General features: G+C 60.8%; 19 protein-coding genes. 6 read left to right on the forward strand and 13 right to left on the reverse strand.

Annotated features, from left to right (window positions below):
- Positions 1 to 476: 476 nt before the first annotated feature.
- Together AC07VF_RS06815 and AC07VF_RS06820 are read right to left on the reverse strand one after the other, a co-directional pair.
- On the reverse strand, positions 477 to 1,103 hold the full coding sequence (locus AC07VF_RS06815) for a LysE family transporter (RefSeq protein WP_192171386.1): 627 nt from the start codon (positions 1,101 to 1,103) through the stop codon (positions 477 to 479).
- 140 nt (positions 1,104 to 1,243) lie between these two features.
- Positions 1,244 to 3,154, reverse strand: a complete 1,911-nt coding sequence (locus tag AC07VF_RS06820; protein WP_495008380.1) for an ATP-binding cassette domain-containing protein — start codon at positions 3,152 to 3,154, stop codon at positions 1,244 to 1,246.
- A gap of 46 nt (positions 3,155 to 3,200) precedes the next feature.
- On the opposite strand from AC07VF_RS06820, the gene AC07VF_RS06825 reads away from it, so the two are divergent.
- On the forward strand, positions 3,201 to 3,668 hold the full coding sequence (locus tag AC07VF_RS06825; RefSeq protein ID WP_463582406.1) for a TIGR02444 family protein: 468 nt from the start codon (positions 3,201 to 3,203) through the stop codon (positions 3,666 to 3,668).
- Here the strand turns inward: AC07VF_RS06825 and AC07VF_RS06830 are convergent.
- On the reverse strand, positions 3,665 to 4,672 hold the full coding sequence (locus tag AC07VF_RS06830) for an AlgP family protein (protein WP_495008379.1): 1,008 nt from the start codon (positions 4,670 to 4,672) through the stop codon (positions 3,665 to 3,667). The two genes, AC07VF_RS06825 and AC07VF_RS06830, sit on opposite strands and share 4 nt — an antisense overlap.
- A gap of 179 nt (positions 4,673 to 4,851) precedes the next feature.
- Here AC07VF_RS06830 and AC07VF_RS06835 point away from each other — a divergent pair, with 179 nt between their 5' ends.
- Positions 4,852 to 5,529 carry an FKBP-type peptidyl-prolyl cis-trans isomerase gene (locus AC07VF_RS06835; protein ID WP_192171390.1) on the forward strand — a complete coding sequence of 226 codons (678 nt, stop codon included), beginning with the start codon at positions 4,852 to 4,854 and terminating at the stop codon, positions 5,527 to 5,529.
- Between the two features lie 93 nt (positions 5,530 to 5,622).
- Here the strand turns inward: AC07VF_RS06835 and rsd are convergent, their stop codons facing one another.
- The 8 genes from rsd to AC07VF_RS06875 all read right to left on the reverse strand — a co-directional run bounded on the left by rsd (position 5,623) and on the right by AC07VF_RS06875 (position 13,177).
- Positions 5,623 to 6,081: a sigma D regulator gene (gene rsd, locus AC07VF_RS06840; protein WP_346627441.1), complete on the reverse strand. Its 459-nt coding sequence runs from the start codon at positions 6,079 to 6,081 to the stop codon at positions 5,623 to 5,625.
- A 181-nt stretch (positions 6,082 to 6,262) separates the two neighbouring features.
- Positions 6,263 to 6,790: a disulfide bond formation protein B gene (locus AC07VF_RS06845; RefSeq protein WP_346629503.1), complete on the reverse strand. Its 528-nt coding sequence runs from the start codon at positions 6,788 to 6,790 to the stop codon at positions 6,263 to 6,265.
- 251 nt (positions 6,791 to 7,041) lie between these two features.
- Positions 7,042 to 8,289: a heme biosynthesis protein HemY gene (locus AC07VF_RS06850; protein WP_495008378.1), complete on the reverse strand. Its 1,248-nt coding sequence runs from the start codon at positions 8,287 to 8,289 to the stop codon at positions 7,042 to 7,044.
- Positions 8,286 to 9,428: a uroporphyrinogen-III C-methyltransferase gene (locus AC07VF_RS06855; RefSeq protein WP_495008377.1), complete on the reverse strand. Its 1,143-nt coding sequence runs from the start codon at positions 9,426 to 9,428 to the stop codon at positions 8,286 to 8,288. The genes AC07VF_RS06850 and AC07VF_RS06855 overlap by 4 nt, the downstream gene beginning before the upstream one ends.
- 49 nt (positions 9,429 to 9,477) lie before the next feature.
- On the reverse strand, positions 9,478 to 10,251 hold the full coding sequence (locus AC07VF_RS06860) for a uroporphyrinogen-III synthase (RefSeq protein WP_423571931.1): 774 nt from the start codon (positions 10,249 to 10,251) through the stop codon (positions 9,478 to 9,480).
- Positions 10,248 to 11,189: a hydroxymethylbilane synthase gene (hemC, locus tag AC07VF_RS06865; protein ID WP_192171396.1), complete on the reverse strand. Its 942-nt coding sequence runs from the start codon at positions 11,187 to 11,189 to the stop codon at positions 10,248 to 10,250. The genes AC07VF_RS06860 and hemC overlap by 4 nt, the downstream gene beginning before the upstream one ends.
- Positions 11,190 to 11,351: 162 nt before the next feature.
- Complete coding sequence (locus tag AC07VF_RS06870) at positions 11,352 to 12,098, reverse strand: LytR/AlgR family response regulator transcription factor (RefSeq protein ID WP_074892681.1); 747 nt, start codon at positions 12,096 to 12,098, stop codon at positions 11,352 to 11,354.
- Positions 12,095 to 13,177: a sensor histidine kinase gene (locus AC07VF_RS06875; protein WP_192171397.1), complete on the reverse strand. Its 1,083-nt coding sequence runs from the start codon at positions 13,175 to 13,177 to the stop codon at positions 12,095 to 12,097. The genes AC07VF_RS06870 and AC07VF_RS06875 overlap by 4 nt, the downstream gene beginning before the upstream one ends.
- Before the next feature lie 146 nt (positions 13,178 to 13,323).
- On the opposite strand from AC07VF_RS06875, the gene argH reads away from it, so the two are divergent.
- From argH to AC07VF_RS06895, 4 genes are all read left to right on the forward strand, one after another.
- On the forward strand, positions 13,324 to 14,718 hold the full coding sequence (gene argH, locus AC07VF_RS06880) for an argininosuccinate lyase (protein ID WP_282365873.1): 1,395 nt from the start codon (positions 13,324 to 13,326) through the stop codon (positions 14,716 to 14,718).
- A 63-nt stretch (positions 14,719 to 14,781) separates the two neighbouring features.
- On the forward strand, positions 14,782 to 15,075 hold the full coding sequence (locus AC07VF_RS06885; protein ID WP_282365877.1) for a hypothetical protein: 294 nt from the start codon (positions 14,782 to 14,784) through the stop codon (positions 15,073 to 15,075).
- A gap of 169 nt (positions 15,076 to 15,244) precedes the next feature.
- Positions 15,245 to 15,496: a TIGR02647 family protein gene (locus AC07VF_RS06890; protein WP_074892677.1), complete on the forward strand. Its 252-nt coding sequence runs from the start codon at positions 15,245 to 15,247 to the stop codon at positions 15,494 to 15,496.
- 199 nt (positions 15,497 to 15,695) lie between these two features.
- Positions 15,696 to 18,545 (forward strand): class I adenylate cyclase, encoded by a 2,850-nt coding sequence (locus AC07VF_RS06895; protein WP_495008376.1) that lies wholly within the window; start codon positions 15,696 to 15,698, stop codon positions 18,543 to 18,545.
- Position 18,546: 1 nt separating this feature from the next.
- Here the strand turns inward: AC07VF_RS06895 and AC07VF_RS06900 are convergent, their stop codons facing one another.
- Positions 18,547 to 18,780, reverse strand: a complete 234-nt coding sequence (locus AC07VF_RS06900) for a DUF1289 domain-containing protein (RefSeq protein ID WP_282365883.1) — start codon at positions 18,778 to 18,780, stop codon at positions 18,547 to 18,549.
- A complete protein-coding gene (cyaY, locus tag AC07VF_RS06905) occupies positions 18,777 to 19,133 on the reverse strand; it encodes an iron donor protein CyaY (protein ID WP_192171402.1) in 357 nt (118 codons plus the stop codon). Before cyaY ends, AC07VF_RS06900 begins: the two co-directional genes overlap by 4 nt.
- Positions 19,134 to 19,303 lie beyond the last annotated feature (170 nt).

The raw sequence follows: 19,303 nt of genomic DNA on the forward strand, positions 1-19,303 counted from the left end.
ATTGTTCATGTTAGGCGCTGAGGACTCAAGCGCTGCGTTGATGGCTTTGACTCAATTGCAGGACCGGCTTTAGCCGGGAAGACGTCAGTTCCCTTTTAACCATGTTGTCTGACACACCGCCTTCGCGAGCAAGCTCACTCCTACAATTTCGTGTGCGCGCCCGACTTCCGCGCTGGACGCAAATCCCCTGTAGGAGCAATCGAAGGTTGCGACGGTCGCGAACACGGTGGGCCTGTGACGTCAACGGTGGCTGACACACCGCTTTCGCGAGCAAGCCTTGTCATTTCCAATGGACGAACGCGATGCTTTTAGTGGGACCGGCTTTAGCCGGGAAGGCGTCAGGTGTCACGCCGCAAAAGTGTCTGGCCGCTTCCCGGCTGAAGCCAGTCCTACGATTGAGGGTGTAAGCCGGTTTCCCAGCCCAGCACAGCCAGTGAGACCGGCCGTGACTAACTGTGAGACGGGCTGTTGCCGAATCAGGCCCGATGCAAGGTGGCGAGAAACGCCGCTGCACTGACGAACAATCCGGCAAAGGTGCGGTTCATCCGGCGTTGCTGCTTGGGGGTTTTAAGGGCGCGGAGCACTTTCGAGGCCAGGCCGGTGTAGCCCGCCATGACGATCAGATCCACGCAGACCATGGTTGCGGCGATGATCAGGTATTGCGGCAGCAGCGGCAGGTGCGTGTCGATGAACTGCGGCAGGATCGCCAGGATGAACACCAGCGCCTTCGGGTTGCTGATGTTCACCAGAAAGCCGCGGGCCATGAGCACCAACGGCTTGCCCACCGGGCGTACAGCTGACTCATCCGCCAGATCGCTTGGCAGCGCACGCCACTGCTTGATGCCCAGATACACCAGGTAGGCGACGCCAAACCACTTGATCAGAGTGAATGCCAGCGCCGAAGTGGCCAGAACCGCGCCAAGCCCTACGGCGACCACGGCAATCTGCACGACAAGGGCGATCTGCAGGCCGAGCGCGTTCCAGTATCCACGCCAGAAGCCGTATTGCAGTCCGCTGGACATCGAGGCAATAGCGCCCGCGCCAGGAGACAGGCTGATAACCCAGCAAGCGGCGAAGAACCCCAACCATGTTTCGAGCGACATCACACACCTCAGCCAACGAATACCTGCGCCTAAGCTAGTGTTTCCAGGCCTTTAAACGCCAGTCATTTCTGACTGTTGCGGCGACTTGCCAGACAGCTGTTCCGGTCGCCTGCGTTATACGGCCAACGCAGGTGACGCCATCAGGACAACGCTTCCAGCTCGGCCTGCATCGACTCCAGCAATTCCAGTGCTTCCATCCACGCTTCTTCAAGCTCGGACTCAAGGGATTTCAGCTTGGCCTGATCGGCCAGCAGGTCGCGCAATTTGTCTTTGTTGGCCGCTTCGTAGATACCGCTGTCGCCCAGGGCCGCTTCGATCTTCGCCAGCTTTTCGTGCAGCGTGCCGAGGTCTTTCTCGAGCTTGTCGGCTTCGCGCTTGTGCGGCGCGAGTTGCTGGCGCAATGCGGCGGCCTGCTGTCGCTGGGCTTTCTTGTCAGTCTTGTCGACATTGACCGGCGTATTGCTGGCCGGTGCATTGCGCAGGCGATAGTCCACCAGCCAACGGGCATAGTCATCCAGGTCGCCATCGAACTCCTGAACCAGGCCATCGGCGACGAGGAGGAAGTTGTCCGTCGTGCTCTTGAGCAAATGCCGGTCGTGAGACACCACCAGCACCGCGCCACTGAACTCCTGAAGCGCCATGGTCAGGGCCAGGCGCATTTCCAGATCCAGGTGGTTGGTCGGTTCGTCGAGCAGCAGCAGGTTGGGTTTGTCCCAGGCAATCAGGGCCAATGCCAGCCGCGCTTTTTCGCCGCCGGAGAAATTCAGCACCGGCTCGTCGAGGCGCGCACCACGGAAGTCGAAACCGCCGAGGAAATCCCGCAGCGCCTGCTCGCGTTCGGTGGGCGCAATGCGTTGCAGGTGCAGCAGTGGACTGGCCTTGGCGTCCAGCGAGTCAAGCTGATGCTGGGCGAAATAGCCGACCACCGTGTTTTCGCCACGCACCATGCGCCCGCTCAATGGCTCAAGTTCGCCTGCGAGGTTTTTGATCAGCGTGGATTTACCGGCCCCGTTCGGGCCCAGCAAGCCGATGCGTGCGCCCGGCGTCAGTTGCAGTTTGACCTTCTGCAGGATGGCTTTGTCGCCGTAGCCCAGTCGCGCGTCAGACAGATCCATCAGCGGGCTGGAGATCTTGGTCGATTCGCGGAAGGTGAAGTCGAACGGAGAATCGACGTGGGCCGCCGACAGCTCTTCCATTCGCTCAAGCGCCTTGATCCGGCTCTGGGCCTGCTTGGCCTTGGTAGCCTGGGCCTTGAAGCGCGTGATGAATTTCTCCATGTGCGCGCGCTGGGCCTGTTGCTTGTCGTAGGCCTGTTGTTGCTGGGCCAGACGTTCGGCACGGGCGCGCTCGAACGCGCTGTAACCGCCGCGATAAAGCGTGATCTTTTTCTGCTCGACGTGGGCAACATGATCGACGACCGCATCCAGAAAATCGCGGTCGTGGGAGATCAGCAGCAGCGTGCCCTGGTAGCTCTTGAGCCAGTCTTCGAGCCAGAGAATGGCATCGAGATCCAGGTGGTTGGTCGGTTCATCGAGCAGCAACAGGTCCGAAGGACACATCAAAGCCTGCGCCAGGTTGAGACGCATCCGCCAGCCACCGGAAAAATCGCTGACCTGGCGCTCCATCTGCTCGTTGGTAAAACCCAAACCTGCCAGCAACTTGCGCGCCCGCGCGTCGGCCGTGTAGCCATCGGCACTGTCGAGCTCCGAATGCAGACGTGCTTGCGCGGCGCCGTCCTGAGCGGCCTCGGCAGCCGCGAGGTCATGCTGCACCTGACGCAGACGCAGGTCGCCGTCGAGCACATAATCCACCGCCACACGATCGAGGGTATCGACCTCCTGACGCATGTGGGCGATGCGCCAATCGGCGGGCAGCAGACAGTCGCCGTTGTCGGGGGTCAATTCACCCCGCAACAGTGCGAACAGGCTGGATTTACCGGCGCCGTTGGCGCCGATCAGGCCAGCTTTCTGGCCGGCGTGCAGGGTCAACTCGGCGTCTTCTAGCAGACGTTGCGGACCACGCTGTAAGGTAAGGCTTTGAAGTCTGATCATAATGGCGGCGGAGTCTACCAGCTTCGCCCAAAACAGGTAGATGACGATGCTTTCGGACCTATGGAGTTTCACCCTCGATTTCTATGCTCGCCCAGGCGTTGAGCAGGCATGTCTCACCCTGCAGGCCAGTGGCGCCAATGTCTGCGCGCTGCTGTGCGGCGTCTGGATGGACCGGCGTGGTGTGCAGTTCGACTCAGAGCGGGCGCGAGAAATCGGACAATTGGCCGACCCGTGGCACGAGAAGGTGGTGGGGCCATTGAGGGATGTTCGGACACGCTGGAAGGCCGACGCGGCTGAAGACGAAGAGCTGAAGGCGTTACGCGACAGACTGAAAACCCTGGAGCTCGATGCCGAGCGTGAGCTGCTGGTGCGTCTGCAACGGCTGACCAAAGACTGGCCTGAGCGAGATTCTCAACCTACGGGTGTTTGGCTGGGAGCGCTGGCGGGAGGTGCTGCTCAAGCCAGTCCCGACGCGTTGCAGATTCTGCTTCGCGCCGGGACCGATATCGCTTAGGACGCGCTGTTCGAGGTCGAATCAGCAGCTGGCGCGGCCGGGGCGGCTGGCGCAGGAGACGCTGCCGGAGCAGCAGGTGCTGGCTTGGCGGTTGCGGAGACAGCAGGCTTGACGGCCGGTTTTGCCGCAGCCTTCGCTGCGACTGGCTTGGCAGCGGCAGGTTTCGACGCTGCTGGCTTGGCAACCGGGCTCGCTTTCGCGGCAGGCTTGGCGGCTACTTTGCTCGCAGCAGGCTTGGCAGCGGCACTGGCGGCCGGCTTTGCAGCAGCCGGAGCAGGTTTGGCAGCGGCCTTTACGGCAGCCGGCTTGGCAGCGGTAGTCTTGGCGGCTGGCTTGGCGACCGGCTTCGCGGCAGTCGAAGTTTTAGCGACTGGCTTGCTTGCGGCGCTGACAGCTGGCTTGGCAGCGGGCGCCTTGCTCGCAGCTGGCTTGGCGGCGACGGTTTTCGCAGTCACTTTGGCAACGGTTTTTTCAGCGACGGCTTTGACTGCAGTTTTAGCGGCAGGCTTGGCCGGGGCCGCTTTAGCAGCAGGTTTTGCAGGTGTTTTTGCAGGAACAGGCTTGGCGGCAGGCTTGGCAGCCGCTTGCACCGGGGCGTTTGCAGCGCGATCGTTCAGCGCTTTGCCAACGGCTTCCTTCACGCGGCCAATGCCTTGGGCCAGCTTCAGGCTTTCCTGAGCATCACGCTTGAGGTTGAGGATATAGCTGCGGGTTTCGGTCTGACGATCTTTCAACGCGTCGAGCAACGACTCGAGCTCGGACACGCTGTCTTTGGCCTTGCCTTGCGCCTTGGCTTTACCGGCGGCAGCAGCGTCGTGCAATTTGGTGCGCGACTTGTGCAGCTTTTCCTGCGCCTTGCCACGTTGTTTCTCGAGTTTGGCGAGCAGTTTTTCAGCGTCAGCCAATGCTTGAGAGCAAGCGTCTTCGAGATGTTCGAGCAGGCTGCTCGAGAGCTGTTGGAGCAAATGCAACGGAGTGTTTACTGGCTTCTTGGTGGCCGACATGACTTACCTCCTGGCTGATTTGAGTGCGGCCATACTAGACCTCCGCCCGCACCGCCGCTAGGGCATCTTGACACTACAACCCCCGCTCTGTTGCAGGACGCCGAAAAACGCGGCAATACCCGTCACGCTCGGGCCTCAGCGCTGGCATAATCGCTCACTTCCCAGGCCGGAGAGCATTCATGTCGCGCTACCTGTTTATGTCGTTGTTCCTCTTGGTACCCCTTGCTCACGCGACCGATGCTCCGGCGTCCGACAACACCCACGATCTTTCCTATAGCCTCGGTGCGAGCCTGGGTGAGCGCCTGCGTCAGGAAGCACCCGACCTGCAGTTGCCCGCGCTGCTTGAAGGTCTGCAGTCGGCGTATCAAGGCAAGCCGCTGGCGATCAAACAGGAACGCATGGAGCAGATCCTCAGCGACCACGACGCCGCCCTTGCCCAGGCTGAAAACTCCGGCCAGACCGAACCGCAGACTGAAGCGGCGTTGAAGGATGAGCGCAAGTTCATGGACGCCGAGAAGGCCAAACCGGGCGTTCGCCAGCTCGCGGACGGCATCCTGATGACCGAGCTGACACCGGGCAACGGTGCCAAACCCGACATCAATGGCCGTGTGCAGGTGAAGTATGTAGGCCGTCTTCCTGATGGCACGATCTTCGATCAGAGCCAGCAGCCACAATGGTTCCGCCTGGACAGCGTCATCGCTGGCTGGACCACAGCCCTCGCCGACATGCCGGTGGGTGCCAAATGGCGGCTGGTCATCCCCTCGGCCCAAGCGTACGGCGCAGAAGGCGCAGGCGATCTGATCGATCCCTACACGCCGCTGGTGTTCGAAATCGAGCTGCTCGGGGTGTCGCAGTAACGCTGGCAGTGGCTCCGGCTCGTCGGCGGCAGCCCTAAAGACAGACCATAAAAAAGGGTGCCCAAGGCACCCTTTTTTTCATCAGCGGTCTGCTCAGACCTCTGCCTCAATCTGTTCCTTGTGCGCGTTATGCAGCACTTCGATCAGGCAGTCTTCCAGTTCAAAGCGCTCGTGCAGCAGGCCGCCCAATTCCTTGAATGTCTCGGTGACGCATTTGCCTTCGTCGCAGAGATCGTTGAAGGCCAGCAGCTTCTCAGTGATGACGTCGATTCGAGGATAGATCGTGTCAGCCAGCTCGAGGCCACGCTGATCGTTGAATGCCTTGGCCTCGCTGGTGAGTTGCTCGTAGATTTCGAAATGACCGGCCGAAACGTAATCGACCAGCGTGCCGCAGAAGTCCTGCAGGGGCACGCGCTTTTCAGAGAACGCTCCCGGCTCTGCACCGATGGCATCGTAAGCCTTGATCAGCTCGTTGCGCTCCAGCAACCAGCGGTCAATCAGCTTGTGAACCCCACCCCAGCGTTCCTGAGCGTTCTGACAACTTTCCAGCATGATGTTCTCTCTTCCCTTCAGGGCATGCTGCTTCAAGCGCATTCCGGTTCGGTCCGAGATTGGTCGGTACCGGCCTGGACAAGCGTCGACAGTAGCATTGATCCGATGATGCGTGCGGCCCAGATTATGCCCGCATGACTAGCCCATCAAGGTACGCAGGACACAAAGTTCATACAAGTGTTTAATCCGAAGGCCCTACATCTATTGATCTGAATCGCCGAAACTCGATAAAGAGGTAGTACAGCGCGAACAGGCAAAGCCCCGAAAATGCCAGCAGGCTCCACTCCGGCAAGCTGATGCCGAACAGCGACCAGTTGATCTCGGAGCACCCCGCACTTCCCGCCAACACCATCAGCATGACCTTCACGTAGGTTTGCGTTTCCAACAGGTAGTGAAGATTTTCAATGCACGCCGCCATGTTCTCGGGCGGCGAAGCCTGCAACCAGACCTGACGTGCCGCGACGCTCGCCCCCAAAGCGGAAAACAGTAAAAGAAAGCCTGCGTAGACACGCCAGCCGGATTTGCCAGGCGCGTGCAGCGCGGCGAGCAGGCAAACACCCGCCGATAACGCCATGAGCACACGCTGAAGCAGACACATCGGACATGGCGCCGCATCAACCACAGGGCCGAGATAAACCGTCGCTCCCACAATCGATGCGCAGGCCACAAACGCCAGAGAGAACAAGGAGCGCGTACGAGCCAGCTGCATGGAAGATCCGTAACAAAAGACGAAGGCGGCTACGGTAGAGGAAAGCGCGAGTCGCTTTCAAGGCACCCAACGGAGGATATTTCTTTGTTGCTGTAGGTAAATCCCGACGCCGTGTTTAAGACGTTGTACCGGTAGCTTGAAGATCTTCTCAACAAGCCACACCAAGCACGGAAAGGTCCTACACGAATCGGGGAAGCAGACACTGAAAAGGCCCGCAATCGGGCCTCTTCGAGTTGACGCCTTGCCCCAGTCTAAACGCGTGTCAGCGCTGGCAACGGACGTGCAAGCAAACGCTCATCCAGCAGGCCCAGGCCTTCCTGAAACAGCTGATTGCTGCGATCAGTTTCGCCCAGCTGCGCGAGCAAGCGAGCCAGTTCGGCACACGCTTCCGGGTTGCGCTGCAACCTCAAGCTCGACTCAAGATAATCACGCGCTTTACCCCACAGGCTGCTCTGCAGACACAGACGGCCCAGGGTCAACAGCAAGCCTGGATCATCGGTATGATTTTTCAGCCAACCTTCGGCGGTCTGCAGCTGTTTGGCAGGATCAGCGCCGCGCACCAGTCCATACAAACGCGCAAGGTGGGTGTTGTAATCGCGCTTCATGGCGGTGCGCAAAACCTCTTCGGCCTGCACATCGGCGCCCAGACGTCGCAGCTGTTCGGCGTACGCCAGTACCAGCGCAGGCTCCTGGCGCTGGGCCGAGGTCAATTGCTGCCAGGCGTTCTCCAGCGACGGGAGGCCCGTGGCTACGGTATCGCTGTCGGATTCACGATGGGCGGCCAACGAGAGATTCTCGCCCCACGCGCGGCTCTCAAGCTCAGCCAGCTCTTGCGCCGGGAGCACTTTGTCCTTGCGCAGCTCAGGCATCAAGCGAATCAACTCCGCCCACTCGCCGCGCTCGCGGTACAGGCGCTGCAACTGGCGCAACACCTGCGGGTTATGCGGATGGCGTTCCTGCATGGCCTGCAGGGTCACCAGCGCGCCGTCGAGATCGCTGCGGTCCACCTGCAACTGAGCGTGGCTCAGCGCAATGGCCAGTTCGGCGTAAGGCTGACGCTCCAGCGCGCGCTCGAGGAGATTGTCGCTTTCCTCATAACGGCCCTGCTCGTTCGCGGCCCGGGCCGCGCCGAGGTAGTAAAGCAGTGGCTGACGTTCCGCCTCGGCAGCGCGATGCAAGTTGCGTTGCGCGCTGGCCCAGCGCCCTTCGGCGAGGTCAAACTGGCCCTGCTCGATCGCGTTTTGCACACGACGGCTTCGGTTGCGACGCGACCAGGGATTGACCACCCCGCCGGAGGTCGTCAGCAATGAGATCAGCACCCGCACCAGCCAAAGAATAAACAGGACGGCGACCAGTATCGCCAGTGCTGCCCAGATGCTCGATTCGTAGCGGAAAGTGTCGTAGGAGATCAGCACGTAACCCGCATGGCGAGAGATCGCGACACCGATCAGCGCCGCGGCCACCACAAGCACAAAGAGGACGACGTAAGCGCGCTTCATGGCTGTTTCCCAGGCTGGGCCTCGTCAGTGCGCTTCTCCAGCGCACCGCCAACAGGCGTATGACGCTGCTCGAGATACGCCTGAACCGCCGCCAAGCTTTGTGTCAGGTCAGGGGTCGCCACGGAAACCGGCTGTTTGCCCAACTCATCCAGACGCTGGCCGAGGGCTTTGCTCTGCTGGTTATCGCGATTGAAATTGTCGTCCAGGACGCTGCGCGCCTCAGCCATGGCTTTTTCGTAGACCGGGGCCTGGCCGTTGAGCGCTGCCCATTGCGCCTGCTCGATCGCCAAGCTCAGCGCCAGACGAACCTGGGTCAGGCTCTGGCCAGCCAGCAATGGACGAATATTCTTATCTGCATGGAAGTCGATTCGCACGAACTGGGAGATCTTGTCCCACCACTTGGCCCAGTAGCTGTCCTCGCTGCCATCGGTCAAACCGAACAGCGAGTCGACCTTGTCTTGGTATTCCGGCGCCAGCTCGTTCAATTGCGCGACTTGATCACGCACAGCTGCCAGTTGCAGAAACAGACCCGTGCGATCCGGTTGATCGACGCTGCGCAGCGCAGTCAGGCTCTTGGCCAATTGCTCACGGGCTGCAAATGCGCCGGGATCGTCCTGCTCGCGCAGGATCTCGTCGGCGCCCTGCACCAGCGCTGCAGCGCTATTGATGTCTTGCAGCGCAGACAGCCTCAGGCTCGCCAGGCGCAGCAAATGCTCCGCTTCGGCGAGACGCCAATCCTTGCGGCTGGCGCCGAGCACGGTTTCTACACGCTGGCTCAGGCGCTGCTGATCACCCTGCAACTGCGTGACGAGGCGGCGGCGATCTTCAAGCTCCTGGGCCGGAGGCAATTGCGCCAGACGCGCGGCGATCTGCTGCTCGCTCTGCTTGAGGGCCTGGGTCTGGGAACCGATGTCCTGCAACTGGCCCGACTGCTCCTGATGACCAGCCTGCATGGCGCGCAGTTGCCAAACGCTCCAGCCGCCAACGGCAACGCCCGCAGCGCCCAGCAACAGGGCCAGTATGGCGAGCCCGTTGCTGCTCCGGCGAGTCGACGGTTCTTTGTACGCTGGATCCGGCAGCGGCTCGGATTTGGCCAGTACCGGTTCAACGTCATCTTTTGGCAAGACTGTTTCGCTCACGTGTCCATCCTTTGCATTTTGGGCGTCGCGTAATCCGACTGATCGAGCATTACGCCTGTGAGGCAGGCGCGGTATATCCGCGCAATGCTGCCAGCAAGGCCGGGGCGCTGGCGCCACGGCAGTCCACTACGGTAAGAGCTCCGGCAGCACGCGCCATTTCGGCGACCCGCGGGCTCGGTACAAACAAAGGCATCTGCGCAAGCGTAGGCCAGGCGTCGCCCGCCAACTTGCGCAGATGCTCGAAACCCTGTCCACTGCTGACCACCAGCCCATTCAAGCGTTCCGCTTTTACCGTATCGGGCAATGCGAAAGCCGGGTATTGCGGCAGGTGGCGACGATACAGCGGCAGGTAATCCACCACCACACCGCGCTCGCGCAATCGCTCGGCGAGCAGCTCGCGGCCGTCTTCGCCGCGCATGATCAGCACTTTGGGGTCATAGCCCGAGAGGGCTTGTTGAAACTGCGGCAGGTCGAGCAATGCTTCGCTGTCATCGCCGTGCTCTGGGAAGAAAACTGGCAGGCCGTAGTCATCGAGAATTTGCGCAGTGGCAGCACCAACGGTGAACCACTTCTGCATCGGCGGCTGCGGCCAGACTTCATCGAGCATCGCCAGGCCCAGCCGCGCGGCCGGCTTGCTGACGACGATGACGGCGCAGTACGCCGCAAGGTCATAGATGATCGAACGGTTCGCTTCTGAAACCGGCAATGGCTCGATCTCCAGCAACGGCAGGCTGGCGCTGTACACGCCAACCTCAGCCAGGGTCTGCGCAAGGGCCTGCGATTCTTCAGCAGGACGCGTGAGCAGCAAACGCCAGGCCTTCACTCGTCGCCTGCCTCGCCGTACACCGCTTTGAGAATCTTCGCCGCACCTTGAGCCAGCAGCGCTTCGGCCACTTGTACACCCAGCGTTTGAGCATCCACTTGGGGCGCACGCGCTTCGGCGTGGAGCAGCACTGTGCCGGAAGGATCGCCTACCAGACCGCGCAACCACAGTTGTTCGCCTTCCAGCACGGCGTAGCAGGCAATCGGCACCTGGCACCCACCATTGAGGTGCTTGTTGAGCGCGCGCTCAGCGGTGACCCGCACGGCCGTATCGTCATGGTGCAGCGGTGCCAGCAAGGCATGAAGTTCGATGTCGACGCTGCGGCATTCAATGCCCACTGCGCCCTGCCCGCCAGCCGGCAAGCTATGGTCGATGCTGATGGGGGCGGTGATGCGGTCTTCGAAACCCAGACGGATCAGGCCGGCCGCGGCAAGGATGATCGCGTCGTACTCACCGGCGTCCAGCTTGGCGAGGCGCGTATTGACGTTGCCACGCAGAAACCGGATTTGCAGATCAGGCCGGCGCGCCAGCAACTGAGCCTGCCGACGCAGGCTCGACGTTCCCACCACGGCGCCGGCGGGCAGTTCATCGAGACTGGCGTAGGTGTTGGACACGAAGGCATCGCGCGGGTCTTCGCGCTCGCAGATGCAGAACAGGCCAAGCCCCTGAGGGAAGTCCATCGGCACGTCTTTCATCGAGTGGACGGCGATGTCGGCGGTGTGCTCCATCAGGGCTGTTTCCAGCTCCTTGACGAACAGACCCTTGCCACCGATTTTCGACAGCGGTGAATCCAGCAGCTTGTCGCCGCGACTGACCATTGGCACCAGCGTCACGATCAGACCGGGATGCGCCTGCTCCAGACGCGCCTTGACGTACTCGGCTTGCCAGAGGGCCAGGGCGCTTTTGCGGGTGGCGATGCGGATTTCGCGAGAAGACATGAACCGGTCCGTACTGAGTGAATGCGGCGAATAATAACAGCTCGGCCGGATCGGGCCGAATGACTGTATTCAATCGTTGCGCATCATGATCTCAATCAACCTGCGCACGCCATGCGACGGCGTGTCGCCCGCATCGCACGGCATGGCCCTCGCGGCACTCGCTTACAACTGCTGCATCATCTTGCGCACACCGGCAACGTGCCGGCGGCTGACGATCAGCGCATCACCGTTGAGCCCCTTGAGGAACAACTGGAAATGGCCCAGCGGCGTGCGTTGCAGGCGTTCGATACGTTCCCGGGCGACCAGCGCGTTGCGGTGAATACGCACGAAGCGGTCGCCGAATTCGTCTTCCAGGGCTTTAAGCGGTTCATCCAGCAGCACTTCGCCGCCTTCATGGCGCAGGGTCACGTACTTGTGATCGGCGATGAAATAGATCACCTCAGCCAGCGGAATCAGCTCAATGCCCTTTCGGGTACGCGCGCTGATGTGGCTGCGCGGGCCGGTGCCGCTTTCGGCAGCAGGTCGGGTCATCGCCGCCAGTTGCACGCGATTCGGCCGCTCGGCCTTGCGCAACGCCTCAAGCAGGTGCTCGGGACGAACCGGTTTGACCAGATAACCCACGGCGCTGACCTGAAAGGCCTCCAGCGCAAATTCATCGTGGGCCGTGCAAAACACGACGGCAGGCGGGGTGTCGCGCTCGCACAATTTAGCCGCGACCTGAAGTCCATCCAGGCCCGGCATGCGGATATCCAGCAACACCACGTCGGGTTTCAAATTTTCAATCAGCTGCAATGCTTCTTCGCCATTGGTGGCGCTGGGTTCAAGAACCTTGTAACCCTCGAGCTCACTTACCATACGGCTCAGGCGGTCTCGGGCTAGGGGTTCGTCATCAACGATCAGGACATTCATATTGCTCTGGCTTCCTGCGTGAGTCTCGCACAAGGATAGCGTAGACAGGTGAAGTGACGACCGTCTCGGCGCTCCACGCTCAGACTGGCGAGAGGGCCGAAAAGTGCCGTGAGTCGAGCGCCGATGTTTGCCAAGGCCTGCTGAGTGCCGCCTGGATTTTGCTGTAAGACGACCTCATCGTAAGGATTACTGACGCGCAATATAAATACTCCCCGTTCGTAGTCCGCCTCAACTCTGACCACGCCGCCTTCAACACGGGGCGCGATGCCGTAAATCAACGCGTTTTCCAATAATGGCTGCAAGGTTAGCTGGGGAATTGGCAAGTCGTCGGGAATTGCACTAACGGCCCAGTCCAACTGTAGACGCTCGCCAAGTCGATATTGCTCAATCGATAAATAGCGTTTCGCCAAATCAAGTTCTTCACGCCATGTCGTCAGGCTGCCGGGCTTGCCCAGACTGGCCCGGAACAGGTCGGACAGATCAAGCACTGCCTGCTCCGCCTTGACCGGATCGCTGGTGACCAGACTGGCAATGCTGTTGAGCGTGTTGAACAGAAAATGCGGGCGGATACGTGCCTGCAAGGACTCGATCCTGGCCTGGAGTTCGGCCTGCTGCTGCTTGCGCCACTGACTCTGCAGGTAAAAGTAGCGCAGCATCAGTGCGGACATGATCAAGGCGATCAAGGCATAGCGCAGGTATCGCTCGACGACGCCATCGAACGAGGTCGGGGGATTCACCTGGTAGTAGTCCGTCACGGCGGTGCACATCAGCGTCACCGCCACCACCAGCAGACAACCGATGCAGCCGGCCACCCCGGCACGCAGCCGTGCCAGCCAGGGGCGCAAGCCACACAGCAGCGCAGCGGACAACAGCACGATCCACTGCACGAAAAGAGAAATCAGCGCCAACCGCACCCAGTCGAAATCCGGCTGCATGGGTTCGATGAGCACGAGCACGAAGACCAGCAACTCCGCCAGCACGACCAGCATCAGCAGCGCCTGGGGCAGACACAGTTCCGGGAGGAAAAACTCTTTGCCGGGCGCACTGCTCTGCCCCGGGTGTTTGCGCTCGTTTTGCATGGCCGCCAGTCTCTTCGCTCATACCGGTGCAGGCAAGCCGCCGGGGATAAATAAACGGCAATGCTGTTATCATCGCCCGCGTCTTTAGAATCGGCCGGCGCCGGTTTTTCATCAGTTTCAGCCACCAGCAAAGCAGCGAGCGAATCATGAGCACCGACAAGACCAACCAGTCCTGGGGCGGCCGCTTCAGTGAACCCGTCGACGCCTTCGTCGCACGCTTCACCGCCTCCGTCACCTTCGATCAGCGCCTTTATCGCCACGACATCATGGGCTCCGTCGCCCACGCCACGATGCTGGCCAAGGTCGGCGTGCTGACCGACGCCGAGCGCGACACCATCATCGACGGGCTGAAGAGCATTCAGGGCGAGATCGAGGCCGGCACGTTCGACTGGCGCGTGGACCTCGAAGACGTGCACATGAACATCGAAGCGCGCCTGACCGATCGCATCGGCGTCACCGGTAAAAAGCTGCACACCGGTCGTAGCCGCAACGATCAGGTCGCCACCGACATCCGCCTGTGGCTGCGTGATGAGATCGACCTGATTCTGGCTGAGATCACTCGCCTGCAAGAAGGCCTGCTAGGGCTGGCCGAGCGCGAAGCCGACACCATCATGCCGGGCTTCACTCACCTGCAGACCGCGCAGCCTGTGACCTTCGGCCACCACATGCTGGCGTGGTTCGAAATGCTCAGCCGCGATTACGAGCGTCTGGTCGATTGCCGCAAGCGCACCAATCGCATGCCCTTGGGCAGCGCCGCGCTGGCCGGGACCACCTACCCGATCGACCGCGAGCTGACCTGCCAACTGCTGGGCTTCGAAGCCGTCGGCGGCAACTCGCTGGACAGCGTCTCCGATCGCGACTTCGCCATCGAATTCTGCTCCGCCGCGAGCATCGCGATGATGCACCTGTCGCGTTTCTCCGAAGAGCTGGTGCTATGGACCAGCGCGCAATTCCAGTTCATTGACCTGCCTGATCGCTTCTGCACCGGCAGTTCGATCATGCCGCAAAAGAAAAATCCTGATGTCCCTGAGCTGGTCCGTGGCAAAAGCGGCCGCGTGTTCGGCGCCTTGATGGGCCTGCTGACCTTGATGAAAGGCCAGCCGCTGGCCTACAACAAGGACAATCAGGAAGACAAGGAACCGCTGTTCGACGCCGCCGACACCCTGCGCGATTCGCTGCGTGCCTTCGCTGACATGATCCCGGCGATCAAGCCCAAGCACGCCATCATGCGCGAAGCCGCGCTGCGCGGCTTCTCTACCGCGACCGACCTTGCCGATTACCTGGTGCGTCGTGGCCTGCCATTCCGTGATTGCCACGAGATCGTCGGTCACGCGGTGAAGCATGGCGTTGAGACCGGCAAGGACTTGGCCGAGATGACGCTGGACGAGCTGCGTCAGTTCAGTGATCAGATCGAACAGGATGTCTTCGAGGTGCTGACGCTCGAAGGTTCGGTCAACGCGCGTAATCACATCGGCGGCACGGCGCCGGAGCAGGTCAAGGCCGCGGTTGTGCGTGGACAGCATTTGCTCGCCACCCGCTAAACGCATCAGAGGGGTCGCCCGTTACGGGCGATTCCAATCAATTGGCAAGACATCGAGAACGACATGAGCGACAACATCGAGAACGACGACGAAGAGTTTGCCGAAGCCACGCTGATTGAAGCCATCGAAAATCAGATCGAAAGCGACAACCCGCCAGCGGCCAAAGCCACTTACAACAAGCTGACCCTGGTGGGCATCGAGCGTGAAGAGATTCTGCAGATGATGGCCCACATTCTGGCGCTGGAGATCGACGGGATCCTGGCCGAAGATCGCCCGTTCAATACCGTCTGGTACGAAGCGGCCCTGCGTGCACTGCCCGACATGCCACCGGGCGTGCGACTGGCGGAAGACGAGTAAACCCGCCACACATGCCGGTCGCTCAACTGACCTGACGACCGGCCAGATACTTCCTGCAAAATCCCCAGACCTGACTACACTCCAACAGCCTCGCTGCCGTATAGCGACGGGGCCGTCACGCCTGCGATTCTGATCGCGGTGTATCCACTGGAAAAAGTCTGGAGCACCCATGTCGTTTACCCCTGAATTGGTTGCCGAGCTGGAAATCCTGTCGCTGTTCAATCTGAGCAATACCAAAGAGGGACTGAAGGTCCACCACCACTCTGCGGCCCCCACGGCCATCGCGGCTGCCCAACGACTTTTCGACAAAGGCCTCACCACGCAACACGACGGAGGCTATTTGACCAGCCTGGGGCTGGATGCCGCTGACCACGCTCAATCGCTGCTGATTATTCTTGCTACCAGCCAGGAAGCTGCCTGATTTCGTCCCTCGCGAAACCTTTGCCTGGACGCATAAAATAAAGGTTTCGCGAATCCTCCATTTCGACGATGCTGCGCCGATAAAATAATGGCGCCATAAAAAAGACCCGTGATCGAGCCGTACTGGCCTGACGTCCAGCTGTCTTTATTATCGCTATACCCTCACCTCATGCAGTGCCGCCCGCCGGCTTCGAGTCGCGATGACGCGTAGTTCCGAAATTCGCCCGGATCTGGATGAGGGCATTGATCGCAAGGTCCTCGCTCAGTTGCGCAGCCGCTTTCTGGCCCTGAGTCAGAGTCGCTTGGCGCGTGCGTACGAAGGCCTGTCGACCCGTCAGCAAAGCGTGCTCACGCTGCTTCCGCTGTTTTTCCACGTCAATCATCCGCTGCTGCCAGGCTATGTGTCGGGCTCGACCCCCGCTGGCGTGTCCCATTACGAGCCAGACGCCCAGGCCCTCGCTGAAGCGCAACGCCTGACCCGGTCGTTTTCATACAAACCACGGCGGGTGAATCCGCCACAGCCGATTCACGGCATCTTCCTGATGGGCAGCCTTGGCACCCTCGCCCAGGCCGACCAGAGCGACATGGACGTGTGGATCTGCCACGACCCGCTGCTGTCGGCCGACGAAATCCAGGAGTTGCGCAGGAAGTGCCAGTCCCTCGAAAGCTGGGCAGCCAGCATGGGCGCCGAGGCACACTTCTTTCTCGTTGATCCTGAGCGTTTTGTCGTCGGCGAACGTGACGCGCAGCTGAGTGGCGAGGACTGCGGCACAACCCAGCACTATTTGCTGCTGGACGAGTTTTATCGCACCGCCATCTGGCTCGCCGGGCGCACCCCGATGTGGTGGCTGGTACCGGTCTATGAAGAAGCGCGCTACGCCGAATACACCCACACCCTGCTGTCGAAACGCTTTATTCGCGCCGACGAGGTGCTGGACCTCGGCAACATGTCGCATATCCCGCCGGGGGAATTCATCGGCGCCGGGCTCTGGCAGCTGTTCAAAGGCATCGAATCGCCTTACAAATCGGTGCTCAAGCTGCTGTTGACCGAGGTTTATGCCAGCGAGCACCCCCATGTGCAGTGCTTGAGCATGCGCTTCAAAAAGGCCGTGTTCGCCAACCGCGCCGACCTTGATGAGCTGGACCCGTACGTGATGGTGTACCGGCGCATCGAGGAATACCTGTTGGCGCGGGGTGAACCCGAGCGACTGGAACTGGTACGCCGCAGTTTGTACCTGAAGGTGAACAAGAAACTCACCGGCTCCACCCGTCACCGCAGTAACGGCTGGCAACGGCTGCTGCTGGAGCGGCTGGTCAATGAGTGGAACTGGGACGAGCGTCAGCTGGCGTTGCTCGACAGCCGCAGCCAATGGAAAGTGCGTCAAGTCGCCAGCGAACGCCGCGCACTGGTCGGCGAGCTCAACTACAGTTATCGCTTCCTGACCCAGTTCGCTCGCGCGCAAAAAGCGGTCAATTCGATCACCAAGCGCGACATGAATGTGCTCGGGCGTCGTCTGTATGCAGCCTTCGAACGCAAAGCCGGCAAAGTGGAATTTCTCAACCCGGGCATTGCGCCGGATCTGGCCGAGGACACGCTGACGCTGGCGCAACTGCCGAACAAGCGCGAGCCCGGCAGGTATCAGTGGTGCCTCTACAACGGCAGCCTGAGTGCCCACGAGCTGGAGACGTTTGCGCCGATCAAGCGCAGCCGCGAGTTGCTGGAACTGCTCACGTGGTGCCATCGCAACAACGTCATCGACAGCAGCACGCGCCTGGCGCTCCACCCTGGCATCAGCGATCTGACCGAATTTGAACTGTTTAATCTACAAGGCGCGTTGCAGCAGAGCATCGCGCTGCCGCTGGCCATGGTCGATGAAGACGTACTTCTAAGCCCGAGCGTGCCCCGCGAGATTCTGCTGTTGGTCAACGTCGGCGTCGATCCGCTCCGGCACCATAAAGACCTGAACATCCTGATGACGACCGAGCGAACCGACTCGCTGAGCTACGCCGGCGTCCGTGAAAATCTGGTGCTGACCTTCGACCAGATCACCCTCAACAGCTGGAACGAGGTGCTGGTCAATCGCTTCGACGGCGCCCAAGCGCTGCTGGACTGCCTGACAGAATTGCTCAACGGCCTACCGGAAAAGTCCGCCAGGCCCGTCATCCGCGTGCGTTGTTTTTGCCACAACCGTGCGCAGGCCATCGCTCAGCGCGTGGAGGAGCTCATCGGCACTGCGCAACTGCTGCTGGACCGGCGCCTGAATCATCGCTATCTCATTCAGGTCGAGCAGCGTTACCACGTTCTGGAAATGATCCCCGGCCAGGTCAGCCACGTCACGCTCGAACACGTGCCGGCGCTCTTCAGCTATCTCGGAGAAGAGCTTTCCGCCTACAGCCCGCTTCATCTGGACCCGCAGGCACTGGACGACTCGGACCTGTCGCTGTTCATCCCGTACGGTCAGCCCGAATGCATTCAGGTGTTTTACCGGATCAACGAACCCAATGCCGACCTGTACGTGCTCGATGAGCGCAATGCGTTATGGCATCAGCAGGTGCCTTATCACAGTGAGCCCAGCCTGCTGGTTCCGCTGCAGCGCTTTTTTCAATCGTTGACGTACCGGCGCGTGACGTTGCTGCCGCTGGATAACCCGTTGGAATCAACGTCGCTGGAGGCTTTGTATTACCGCATAACCCCCGATGGCTCAGGGCGGGCCCGCCGCGTTGAGCATCGGCCGAGCCCGGCCATGCTCATCGACAAATCGTTCTTTGACGTGCAGGCGATTATCGAGGAAGCATCCCCCGGCCAGGTCAGCGTGACGCTGTATTGCGACGGGATGGAGTTTTCCGAGCTGGAGTTTGGCGATCAGTTGTTCAGCGTCGTGGCGCGGCGGATCCTCGACCAGCGCCGCGAGACGCAACGTTATCGCTGCTACATCACCGACCTGGACCTGTCCGGGATACTGGGGGACACGCGCGGGCAGACTATTCTGTTCCTGCGCTACAAAGCCCAGCTGGAACAGTCACTGAATGCCGCGATGGACGAGGCATGACCTACACGTGATCGGAAGTCGCACTGCGACGCAAATCTGCCTGCCGCACGATCTCCCGTCGGCGCTCATCGGTCGCCGCCCGCCACTCGCGGATGTCCTCGACGTGGCGCTGGCAGCCCGTGCAGACTTTGTCTTCGTCGAGCCGGCAGATGCTGATGCAGGGCGACGGCACAGCCGGGCTGACGTTGCTGAACAGCGGCTTTGGCGGCTTGACCGGGGTTGCGCTAACGGTCACTGGCGGTTGCCATCGCTGCCGTCGAGGGCGTCGAAGTCGATTTCTTCGCCCGCCTGCTCCTTCGCCAGACGATAGAGCATTTCGCTCAACAGCTCTTCGCTCTTGTCGCAGATCCAGTGCTTCGCTTCTTCGTCGTAATCAAAGTGAAAACCACCCGACGCAGCCGCCAGCCACAGCTGACGCAAAGGCTCCTGACGGCTGAAAATGAACTGCGAGCCGTTTTCGAATTTCACGGTCAGCACACCGGCCGACTCCTCAAGGTCCAGATCCAGACCGCTCTCGTCGAAGATATCCTGGAGCTTTTCCTGGGTGGCATCGACCAGATCGTGAAAACGGGCTTCGGTCAAACTCATTGCATGAACCTCAAAAGTGTCAGCGGACGGCGCAGCGACGCACGATACGGTCGCTCCACGGCAAATGCAAAGCCTACCCGCCCAAGTGCAAATGTGGGACCGGCTTTGGTCGGGAAGGCATCGAGCATCACCCTGCACCACAGACCGCGTCAGAAATCCGCACGTGCTGC

This window comes from Pseudomonas sp. GW821-FHT02H06 (assembly GCF_059421525.1).